The following is a 10927-nucleotide window of genomic DNA, read 5'->3' as shown; positions in this document are numbered from 1 at the left end:
CAGATCTTTCGACCAAGAAGGATTTATCACAAAGGAACCAGCTATGCGTAAGTTAGTAGACTTATTTTGTCATGTCGATGATTTTTGTCAGGCTTTTCTACCTCAGTGGCAGCTAGAAAGTGGAGAGCGTAAGCGTAACCGGAAAGGACGAATGTCAGAAAGTGAAATAATGACCATTATTATTGCTTTTCATATGTCGCATTAGCGAGACTTTAAGAACTTTTACCTCGGCATCATTCGTCGTTATTACAAAAAACATTTTCCTGCGTTACTGAGTTATACCCGCTTTCTTGAAGTGATGCCTTCGGTACTTGTACCGCTGAGTTCGTTCTTCACTCATGTCAAAGGACAGCCCACGGATATTGAGTTTATTGACTCTACAAGTATAAAAGTCTGTCATAACTTACGGATCCCCAGACATAAAGTATTCAAAGGGGGAGCTGAGCGAGGAAAAGGGACGATGGGTTGGTTCTATGGATTCATGTTGGTGATATTGTTGTGGCAACACTCACTCCTGTGAATGCAGATGACCGTAAACCAGTTCGTAAATTATCCAAAGGCTTACTCGATAAACTCTATGCAGATAAAGGTTATATCAGTAAAGTGTTAGCCGAAGGTTTAAAGGTTGATGGAATAACCCTAATCATAACCCAACGTAAGAATATGAAACCTAAACAGCTTACAGCATGGGATAGAGCGATGCTCTCGAAGCGCTTTATCATTGAGACAATTAACGATCAGTTAAAGAATATCTCTCAGATAGAGCACTCGCGTCATCGAAGTCTGCATGGGTGCATGTTCAATCTACTTGATGGCTTGACCGATTATTGTTTAAAGCCATAAAAGCCATCGTTGAATATCACGCCTGTTGAAAAAGCAGGCTTAATGACAATGGCCTAAACCGATCTCAGGTTAGCTAATACTGTCTTTCGATAATAAATGTTGTGGTTAAGGTGAGGTAGCTTGTAACTGGAAGCACTTTGCTCAGAAGATTTGTGTAGCTACTTTGGAGGCTTTAAGTTAATGGGTTGTACTTATAGGTGTAGTAAGCAGAAGATAAAGTATCTCGTTTAATATGTTGAGAGTTAGCGGGATGATGTTACTATTTTTGGAAGGGCTGTTTGATAGTAATGCTTTAAACTAGGTTTCGATCAAATTGAACCGGTCAGAATGCAAAAAGCCTGAGCAGTGTGAACTGTTCAGGCTTTTTTTATTTGGTGGCCCCTCCCAGACTTGAACTGGGGACCAAACGATTATGAGTCGTCTGCTCTAACCACTGAGCTAAGGGGCCGCTGTAGGTCGATGATTATAGGGGAACTTATCGGTACTGTCTAGCACCTAACCCAGTCAATTGAGTTCGCTTTTTAACCATTTAAACGCTTTTTTTTAGTAAAATAAAAAAAAGGTGAGCTAGCGCCCACCTTTTCTATTTTAAACCGTATTTTACGCGATTTATTTTGCTATAACGTCTTACTCGTCTAGGAAGCTACGAAGAACTTCAGAGCGACTTGGGTGACGTAATTTACGCAGTGCTTTTGCTTCGATCTGACGAATACGCTCACGAGTAACGTCGAACTGTTTACCCACTTCTTCTAGAGTGTGGTCAGTGTTCATGTCGATACCAAAACGCATGCGCAGTACTTTCGCTTCACGCGGTGTAAGACCTGCTAGTACGTCATTGGTAGCAAACTTCAAGCTGGTTGACGTTGCTGAATCAACAGGTAGCTCTAGCGTATTATCTTCAATGAAATCACCTAGGTGCGAATCTTCATCATCACCGATAGGTGTCTCCATTGAGATAGGCTCTTTAGCAATCTTCAGTACCTTGCGGATCTTGTCTTCTGGCATTTGCATGCGCTCGGCAAGCTCCTCCGGTAGTGGCTCACGACCCATTTCTTGCAGCATTTGGCGAGAAATACGGTTTAGTTTGTTGATCGTTTCGATCATGTGAACCGGAATACGGATAGTACGTGCTTGGTCTGCGATTGAGCGAGTAATAGCCTGACGGATCCACCATGTCGCATAAGTTGAGAACTTATAACCACGGCGGTATTCAAACTTATCTACTGCTTTCATTAGGCCAATGTTACCTTCTTGGATAAGATCCAAGAATTGTAGGCCACGGTTGGTGTATTTCTTCGCGATAGAAATAACCAGACGCAAGTTTGCTTCAACCATCTCTTTTTTAGCACGGCGAGCTTTTGCTTCACCGATAGACATACGACGGCTGATGTCTTTAATACGCTCAACAGGTAAACCTGTTTCTTCTTCAATGCTTTTCAGCTTTTGAATCGAACGACGAATATCACCTTCATAGCTCTTAAGCTTATCAGCGTAAGGCTTATCAGAGGCAACCATTTCATCTAGCCATGCTTCAGAAGATTCATTGCCAGCAAATAAGGCTACAAATGATTTCTTCGGCATTTTGCTGTATTCAACACTCATGCGCATGATTAAACGTTCTTGAGTACGAACACGATCCATTGTGCCGCGCAATTCGTTAACTAGGTAATCGAATTGTTTCGGGATCAGACGGAACTGGCGGAATACTTCTGACAGCTCTTCTATCGCAAGTAGTGATTCTTTGTTATCACGACCATGCTCGTCGAATGCTAACTGCATGTTGTGGTATGCAGTGCGAAGCTCGGTAAACTTCTCAAGAGCAAGTTCAGGATCGATGCCTGTGTCTTCCTCTTCTTCGTCACCTTCTTCACCTTCTTCGCCTTCAACGTCTTCGTCTTCTAATTCAGCTTCGCTTAATTCAGAACCGATGTGAGTGGCTGTTGGGGCTGTTGTTCCGTCATCATTAGGGTCAACAAAACCAGAGATGATGTCCGTTAAGCGAGCTTCTTCAGCTTGAACTTTATCAAATTGATCAAGTAAGTAGGAGATAGCTCCAGGGTACTCGGCAACAGAACACTGAACTTGGTTAATACCATCTTCAATGCGTTTAGCTATATCGATCTCGCCTTCACGAGTAAGGAGTTCTACCGTACCCATTTCACGCATGTACATGCGAACAGGGTCGGTGGTGCGGCCAATTTCATTCTCTACGCTTGAAAGCGCAGCTGCAGCAGCTTCGGCTGCATCTTCATCGGCAACACCTTCTGACATCATAAGATCATCGGCATCTGGGGCTGTTTCAACAACCTGGATACCCATGTCGTTGATCATTTGAATGATGTCTTCTATCTGATCGGAATCAACGATTTCTTCAGGTAGGTGATCATTGACTTCAGCGTAGGTCAGGTAGCCTTGTTCTTTGCCTTTTGCAACAAGTAGCTTAAGCTGAGACTGCGGATTTTGATCCATAGATGATATCCAACTTCAGGTCTGAGTGAAGAATTTAGTATGCGGAAACGCAAACCGCCAATTTTAACAAATTTCTATCTTGCTGACTACTTACTAAGCTAGGCGATGCATGATAAGTGCATTCAATTCCTGCTTTTCTTCGACTGATAAGCCGAGGCTTCTTTCTTTCGCTTGCAATGACTCAATTTGCTTTTCGATGCACTGGATTAAAATTTTATCCAATGCGTCCATAAATACATCTTTTTCATTATCTTGATCCAGTGGTAATTCCCAGCTGGCTAATCGAGATAATAGTGGTTCATTTTTATCACCACGCCAATATTCAAGTAATTGGCCTGTGGTTACATTGGGGTTACTGCGGCATTTATCAAGTAGGGATGCGAATAAACTTAACCCAGGCAATGAAATTTCATTAATATTTGATAAATCGGGAACTAATTGAGCCAATTCAGGGTTTTGCAGCAACAGAGTAATCACTTCACGCATTGGTGTGCGTTTTATCTCTGGCTGTGGCTTTTTCGCAATTGTTTCCTTACCTTGTTTTGATAATAGCTGTTGCAACTGATTTTCGTCAGGCAGCCCCAGTTTTTTCCCTAGTAATTCACGTAAATAAAGGCGTAAAGTGCCCCCGGGTACTTTATCTATTAACGGTACAGCAAGAGTGCTGAGCTTCGCTTTACCTTCTTTACTGCTGCTGTCGACTTGCTGCATTAAGCTGCTAAATAAAAAATCGGACAGTGGGGTTGCTTGCTCCACGTGCTGTTCGAAGGCCTCTTTGCCATATTGACGAATGTAAGTATCAGGATCTTCACCATCTGGTAAAAACATGAACTTTAATTGTCGTCCATCTGACAGATAAGGCAAGGCGTGTTCCATGGCTCGCCATGCCGCTTCTCGTCCAGCGTTATCACCATCGTAGCAACAGACAACAGTACTGGTTTGGCGAAACAGCATTTGAACGTGATCACCTGTGGTGGATGTACCCAGCGAAGCGACAGCGTAATCTACCCCAAACTGAGCCAGTGCGACCACATCCATGTAGCCTTCAACTACCAAGACTTGTTTAGGTTCTCGGTGGGCTTGAAGTACTTCATATAAACCATAAAGTTCTTTGCCTTTATGGAAAATAGGAGTCTCGGGGGAGTTTAAATATTTGGGAGTCCCTTCTCCTAAAACGCGCCCCCCAAAGGCGATTACGCGACCTCGACGATCACGGATCGGAAACATAACTCGACCACGGAAGCGATCGTAGCGGTGGCCTTTATCGTTTTCAATTAACATCCCGCCGCTGACTAGTGCGTCTTGTGAAGCGTTATCTCGTCCGAAGTTTTTACGAACAAGATCCCACTCATCGGCAACGTAGCCAATACCAAACTTTTGGACGATCTCGCCAGAGAGTCCGCGATCTTTAAGATAGTTGATCGCAATGCTGTTGGCTGAGGATTTTAATTGGGAACGATAAAACTGACTGATGCTGCCCATCAGATCATACAAGCTGCGCTTTTGGCTCGAGCTGGCTGTTGGTGCGTTGCTGTTATAGGAACCGCGTTGCTCTCTTGGCACATCTAAACCAAGCTGAGCGGCCAGATCCTCAATGGCTTCGACAAATTCTAGGCGATCAAACTCCATGACAAAGTCGATGGCGTTACCATGCACACCACAGCCAAAACAGTGATAAAACTGCTTCTCTTGGCTAACAGTAAACGAGGGCGTTTTTTCGTTATGGAAAGGGCAACAGGCTCCGAAGTTTTTTCCCTGTTTTTTGAGTTTTACTCGCGCATCAATTAAGTCAACAATGTCGACTCTTGCTAGTAAATCATCAATAAAACTACGAGGAATGTGTCCGGCCATAAACACCTAAAATTGTGGGAATAGAGGTTAGATACAAACAAGCCGTGCGTTCCAAAGGAGTGCACGGCTTGTTGTAAATCGGGTTGGGATTAAGCCAGTTTTGTTTTCACTAATTGGCTTACTTTACCCATGTCAGCACGGCCTTGAATCAGAGGCTTTAAAACGCCCATGACTTTACCCATGTCTTGCATACCTGCAGCGCCAGATTCTGCAATTGCTTTATCAAGTAGATTTGCAATTTCTTCATCCGATAGTGGCTGAGGCATAAATTCACCAAGAACGTCCATTTCGGCTTTCTCGGCATCCGCAAGATCGGTACGACCCGCTGCTTCAAACTGAGCAACAGAGTCTCGGCGTTGTTTGAGCATCTTCGTCAGAACAGCAAGGATTTCATCGTCAGTCAAGGTTACTTGACCATCAACTTCACGTTGCTTAATTTCTGACAGAGCCAAACGAATAGTGCCAAGGCGTACTTTGTCCTTGGCTTTCATTGCTGACTTCTGCTCTTCTTTGAGTTGTTCAATCAGAGCCATAACTAAATCCTAGTGGTTCAGTTATTAGTACAGACGTACGCGACGTGCGTTTTCGCGAGACAGCTTCTTAGCGTGACGCTTTTGAGCTGCAGCTTTAGCGCGTTTGCGAACTGTAGTTGGTTTTTCGTAGTGCTCACGACGACGCACTTCAGAAAGGATACCTGCTTTTTCACAAGAGCGCTTGAAACGACGTAGTGCAACGTCGAACGGTTCGTTTTCACGTACTTTAATTACTGGCATATGCCTTTCACCTCAGGGGTTGTAATATCGCTGGTGGTAATATGACCAGCCTGATTAAAAATGGTGCGAAATTTTAATCTGATCTAGGGGGGTTTGTAAAGCCTTCTTACCCTCAGAACTGGTTAATTTCTTCTTGTCCCTGTAACATTAGCCATTAATTGACCATATGCAGAGTAAATTATGCGAATTTTAGGCATCGAGACCTCTTGTGATGAAACTGGGATCGCGATTTTCGATGATGAAAATGGCCTTTTGTCACACCAACTTTACAGCCAGGTAAAACTGCATGCCGATTACGGTGGTGTAGTTCCTGAATTAGCTTCTCGTGATCACGTGAAAAAAACCATTCCGCTGATCAAAGAGGCGTTGGCAGAAGCGAATTTAACCCCCAAAGATATTGATGGTATTGCGTATACCGCAGGGCCGGGTTTGGTTGGTGCGTTGTTGGTTGGCGCGACAATTGGACGTAGTTTAGCGTATGCGTGGGATGTACCTGCGGTGCCTGTTCACCACATGGAAGGGCACCTACTAGCCCCGATGTTGGAAGACAATCCACCACCGTTCCCGTTTGTGGCGTTATTGGTGTCTGGTGGCCATACCATGATGGTGGAAGTGAAAGGCATTGGTGAATATCGAACTTTGGGCGAGTCTATCGATGATGCGGCTGGTGAAGCGTTTGATAAAACCGCAAAATTAATGGGTCTAGACTACCCAGGTGGACCATTACTTTCACGCTTGGCGGATAAGGGCACGAAAGGGCGCTTTAAATTCCCACGCCCAATGACGGATCGCCCAGGCTTAGACATGAGCTTCTCTGGCCTGAAAACTTTTGCAGCGAATACCATTCGCGCCAATGATGACGATGAGCAAACTCGTGCTGACATTGCTTTTGCTTTCCAAGAAGCGGTTGTTGATACGTTAGCTATTAAGTGCAAACGAGCGCTGAAAGAAACGGGCATGAAGCGCATTGTGATGGCGGGTGGCGTGAGTGCTAATAAATATTTGCGCCAAGAGTTTGAAACGCTGATGGCAAAAATCGGTGGTGAAGTGTATTACCCTAGAACTGAGTTTTGTACCGATAACGGTGCCATGATTGCGTATGCTGGTATGCAGCGTTTGAAAAATGGCGAAGCGACGGATTTAGGTGTTCAAGCTAAACCACGTTGGCCAATTGATCAATTGGATCCTATTTCTAAGTAACAAGATCTTCACTAGGGGTGTCTGATGGCACCTCTGGTTTTCCCTTTCCTCTATTTCTTATTTTCTTAGCTGCTTTTTTTGATTAGCTTATTCCAAATCTTAGGCTCTTTTTTATCGATCAAACGACGAATGTTTTCGTGATGCCTGAAAATAATTAGGCAAGAGAGCATGGAAACAGGCAGCGTATATTGCGGTTTAATAAACCAAGTATATAGAGGCGCTAAAAGTGCTGTGAGCATAGACGCAAGAGAAGAGTACCCAGACAGCAAAACTGACGTTGTCCAAGTGCCAAATAGCATTCCCGTAAGATCAAGCCCAATGGGTGCTAAGGCTCCGAGGGCTGTAGCAACCCCTTTACCGCCCCGAAAATGAAAAAAGAGCGGGTACATGTGCCCTAAACAAGCCGAGATAGCAATCATACCGAGAATAACTGGGTTCAAACCGAGAAAGTAGCCACCCCAAACAGGGATCATTCCTTTCAAAACATCACACAGTAAAACCATCCCCGCCGCTACTTTACCTCCAAGACGCAGTACATTCGTTGCCCCAGGGTTATGTGATCCTGAGTCTCTTGGATCGGGTAGGCGTCTTAGTCGACAAATAAGCACGGCACTCGAAATTGAACCTAGTAGATAGGCCGTCATGATCATGATCAGAGCGAGTGGTGTCATAAGAGTTTCCAATAGTGGGCACGAAGATCGTATTTGGTGCCTGCGTTGTGTAATATATTGCCAGCTTTATAGCAGATAGTACGTGTTTTCCCCTTAATTGGGTATCCGACCTCTAATTAAAAAGTGTGATTTGGCATGGATTTAGTATTTATAGAACAACTGGAAGTGATTACGACCATCGGTGTGTATGATTGGGAGCAAGAAATTAAGCAAAAACTGGTGCTTGATTTAGAAATGGCTCATGACAACAAACCGGCTGCTCAATCAGATGATGTTCAGTTTGCTTTGGATTACGCGACAGTAAGCCAAGCGGTAACCGATCATATCACGGAAGGGCGCTTTTTGCTGGTTGAACGTGTAGCAGAAGAAGTGGCGGAGCTGATCATGACGCGTTTTTCTGTGCCTTGGATCAAAGTGAAACTGACAAAACCTGGCGCGGTGGTTAATGCGCGTGGTGTGGGTGTTGTTATTGAGCGAGGAGTGCGATGATCACAACCTACATTAGTGTAGGCTCGAACATCGAACGAGAAAAACATATTGTTGCTGCCTTAGAGGAGCTTACTCTGTTGGGCAGCCGTTTACGAGCCTCTCGTGTGTTTGAAGCTGAGCCTGTTGGCTTTGAAGGTTCAAACTTTTTTAATCTTGTTATTGAACTAGAGACTTCGCTATCTTTGCCCCTGTTGGCAAAGCGACTCCGTGAGATTGAACTCAAATGGGGCCGTAAACCAGACGCAAAAAAGAACGAAGACCGTACCTTAGATTTAGATATTTTACTTTATGGTGAGCAGGTTTCTATCGATGCCCCTGTTTTACCACGCCAAGATATTTATAAGTTTGCTTTTGCATTGTGGCCAATGGCTGAGTTATGCCCTGAGAAAAAAATTCCCGGTGATGGGCGAACTTTTTCCCAGTTATGGCACTCTTTTAATCACACTCAATCGCTGTGGCCAGTGGAACTACTGGCTGTAAAGGAATATTAATGAGCTATTTTGAAGCTTTTTTTCTGGCCTTGATCCAAGGTCTGACTGAATTTCTACCTGTTTCCAGTTCCGCCCATCTTATCTTACCTTCTCAAATTCTCGGCTGGGCCGATCAAGGCCTTGCTTTTGATGTTGCTGTGCATGTCGGTACTTTGGTTGCGGTGATGATCTATTTCCGTAAAGAAGTGATCAGTTTATTGTCTGCTTGGATCGCATCGATATTCCAAGGCGATCGTAGTAAAGAAGCTAAATTAGCGTGGATGATCATCATTGCAACGATTCCGGCCTGTGTATTTGGCCTATTGATGAAAGATTTTATCGAAATGTACCTTCGCAGTGCGTGGGTGATTGCGACCACCACCATTGTATTTGGTTTATTGCTGTGGTGGGTAGACAGTAATGCCAAGCAGGTTGATGACGAATACCAAGCAGGCTGGAAAAAAGCTTTGGTGATTGGTCTTGCTCAAGCTATGGCGATGATCCCTGGTACTTCTCGCTCTGGGGCCACGATTACGGCTGCACTGTATTTGGGCTTTACTCGCGAAGCGGCGGCGCGTTTCTCCTTTTTAATGTCGATTCCAATCATTATGTTAGCGGGAGGTTATTTAGGCCTTAAGCTGGTGACGGGTGATGAGCCTGTTGATATTGGTGCTTTATCGATTGGTATTATTACCTCTTTTGTCAGTGCGTATGCTTGTATCCATGTCTTCTTAAGATTAGTGACACGAATAGGGATGTTGCCGTTTGTGATTTATCGACTGATTCTAGGTTTTGGGTTGATGGCTTTTTTAATGATGGGCTAATTTAATGAGGGGCTTATCTTCTCGTTAAATTTAGACAGAATGAACAAAACAGCGACCACAGAGGTCGCTGTTTTGTTTTTATTGTGCTTAACTTTTCTTACGTACAGCCGCGACGGCTTCTATACGCTGTTTAGTCAGCTCTTCGCGAATCGCTGCACCTTTGAACCCTGCGGCAACAATGTGCTTGACTTCGACGTGTTGAGCCGCGGTAAAAGCTTGTTGGAAAAGGGCTTTTTGAGGATAAGGTTGATCTTCTAACCCTTTACGTCCGGCATGATCGGCTTGGCAGCACAGTAATACTTGCTCTAATCGTTCTGGTTTACGCCAGCAATCCATTTTATCGAGGATTTTTATGAAGGTTGCAGGGCGTAATTCTTGTGCTCGATGGATATTGGAATGGTGCTCGCAGACAAGAAGGGCTAAGTCTCTGAATTCATTCGGCACTTTTTGGCGTTGGCATACCTCTTTAATGAGTTGGATTCCTGTATGACAGTGCATTTTATGACTCGGCCATTCTTCTTTTGGTGTTATGCCTTTACCAAGATCGTGCAGTTGTGCAGCCAAGCGGACAGGCAAAGAAGGGCTGAGCAGTGCCGCTTGCTTTGCCACCATTAAGGTGTGAATACCCGTATCAATTTCAGGGTGCCATTTTTCTGGTTGTGGTACTCCAAATAGGGCATCCAGTTCTGGCAGGATGATATTTAGGGCACCGCATTCTCGTAATACGTCTAAAAATATTTGTGGATCGTCGCTGCTGAGTGATTTTTCCCACTCCATCCATACTCGCTCTGGCGTTAGCGCGTTTACTTCACCGCTCTCTACGATTTGTGTCATTAAGTTCATGGTTTCATGTGCAATGGCGAATCCTAGTGAGTGAAAGCGAGCGGCAAACCGAGCGACTCTTAACACACGCAATGGATCTTCTATGAAAGCGTCTGAAACATGACGAAGCACTTTGTTATTGAGATCATCCAGCCCATTAAAAGGATCAATAAGATCGCCGTTCGGTGCTTGTGCAATTGCATTGATGGTTAAATCACGGCGCAGTAAATCTTGTTCTAATGTTACATCTGGGGCGGAATAACAGGTGAAGCCTTTGTAGCCTTTTCCTGCTTTTCGTTCTGTTCGAGCTAAAGCGTATTCTTGTTTGGTTTTAGGGTGAAGGAATACGGGGAAGTCTTGTCCTACTGTTTGGTAGCCTTGCGCGGTCATTTGTTCTGGTGTTGCGCCGACTACCACCCAATCTTGATCTTTTACAGTGATGCCAAGTTGAGCATCTCTCACTGCACCACCCACCAAATAGATATCCAACTACAACTCCTTAGTGTCATATTATG

The 10927-nt window shown here is 44.4% G+C and carries 10 protein-coding genes, 1 tRNA gene and 1 pseudogene; 5 read left to right on the top strand and 7 right to left on the bottom strand.

Annotated features, from left to right (window positions below; all coding sequences use genetic code 11):
* The first annotated feature begins 43 nt into the window (after window positions 1-43).
* Window positions 44-843 (top strand): annotated as a pseudogene (locus MHO82_RS15285) (IS982 family transposase).
* Between the two features lie 372 nt (window positions 844-1215).
* Here the strand turns inward: MHO82_RS15285 and MHO82_RS15280 are convergent.
* From MHO82_RS15280 to rpsU, 5 genes are all read right to left on the bottom strand, one after another.
* Window positions 1216-1291 (bottom strand) — tRNA-Ile (locus MHO82_RS15280).
* Window positions 1292-1470: 179 nt separating this feature from the next.
* Window positions 1471-3312, bottom strand: a complete 1842-nt coding sequence (rpoD, locus tag MHO82_RS15275) for an RNA polymerase sigma factor RpoD (protein WP_239184955.1) — start codon at window positions 3310-3312, stop codon at window positions 1471-1473.
* A 93-nt stretch (window positions 3313-3405) separates the two neighbouring features.
* Window positions 3406-5163 carry a DNA primase gene (gene dnaG, locus MHO82_RS15270; protein ID WP_239184953.1) on the bottom strand — a complete coding sequence of 586 codons (1758 nt, stop codon included), beginning with the start codon at window positions 5161-5163 and terminating at the stop codon, window positions 3406-3408.
* 89 nt (window positions 5164-5252) lie between these two features.
* Window positions 5253-5696 (bottom strand): GatB/YqeY domain-containing protein, encoded by a 444-nt coding sequence (locus tag MHO82_RS15265; RefSeq protein WP_239184951.1) that lies wholly within the window; start codon window positions 5694-5696, stop codon window positions 5253-5255.
* A 24-nt stretch (window positions 5697-5720) separates the two neighbouring features.
* The gene (rpsU, locus tag MHO82_RS15260; protein ID WP_239184949.1) at window positions 5721-5936 is read right to left on the bottom strand and encodes a 30S ribosomal protein S21; all 216 of its coding nucleotides are present in this window, start codon (window positions 5934-5936) and stop codon (window positions 5721-5723) included.
* Between the two features lie 180 nt (window positions 5937-6116).
* Here rpsU and tsaD point away from each other — a divergent pair, with 180 nt between their 5' ends.
* Entirely contained in the window at window positions 6117-7136 is a 1020-nt protein-coding gene (tsaD, locus tag MHO82_RS15255; protein ID WP_239184947.1) for a tRNA (adenosine(37)-N6)-threonylcarbamoyltransferase complex transferase subunit TsaD, read from the top strand.
* A gap of 65 nt (window positions 7137-7201) precedes the next feature.
* On the opposite strand, the gene plsY is transcribed toward tsaD, so the two are convergent.
* Window positions 7202-7807, bottom strand: coding sequence for a glycerol-3-phosphate 1-O-acyltransferase PlsY (gene plsY / locus MHO82_RS15250; protein ID WP_239184945.1), 606 nt, complete (start codon window positions 7805-7807; stop codon window positions 7202-7204).
* 135 nt (window positions 7808-7942) lie between these two features.
* Between plsY and folB the strand changes: the two genes are divergently transcribed.
* From folB to MHO82_RS15235, 3 genes are read left to right on the top strand one after another with little or no spacing between them, the layout of a single operon-like run.
* A complete protein-coding gene (gene folB / locus MHO82_RS15245) occupies window positions 7943-8296 on the top strand; it encodes a dihydroneopterin aldolase (RefSeq protein ID WP_239184943.1) in 354 nt (117 codons plus the stop codon).
* Window positions 8293-8787 carry a 2-amino-4-hydroxy-6-hydroxymethyldihydropteridine diphosphokinase gene (folK, locus tag MHO82_RS15240; RefSeq protein WP_239184941.1) on the top strand — a complete coding sequence of 165 codons (495 nt, stop codon included), beginning with the start codon at window positions 8293-8295 and terminating at the stop codon, window positions 8785-8787. The genes folB and folK overlap by 4 nt, the downstream gene beginning before the upstream one ends.
* Window positions 8787-9590, top strand: coding sequence for an undecaprenyl-diphosphate phosphatase (locus MHO82_RS15235; protein WP_239184939.1), 804 nt, complete (start codon window positions 8787-8789; stop codon window positions 9588-9590). The genes folK and MHO82_RS15235 overlap by 1 nt, the downstream gene beginning before the upstream one ends.
* Window positions 9591-9677: 87 nt before the next feature.
* On the opposite strand, the gene MHO82_RS15230 is transcribed toward MHO82_RS15235, so the two are convergent.
* Window positions 9678-10901 carry a multifunctional CCA addition/repair protein gene (locus tag MHO82_RS15230; RefSeq protein WP_239184937.1) on the bottom strand — a complete coding sequence of 408 codons (1224 nt, stop codon included), beginning with the start codon at window positions 10899-10901 and terminating at the stop codon, window positions 9678-9680.
* Window positions 10902-10927: the final 26 nt, after the last annotated feature.

The organism is Vibrio sp. Of7-15 (assembly GCF_022347565.1).
In the GTDB taxonomy this organism is placed as follows: domain Bacteria; phylum Pseudomonadota; class Gammaproteobacteria; order Enterobacterales; family Vibrionaceae; genus NORP241.
The sequence above is the reverse complement of the archived record's forward strand: the minus strand, read 5'-3'. Positions and strand labels throughout refer to the sequence as shown.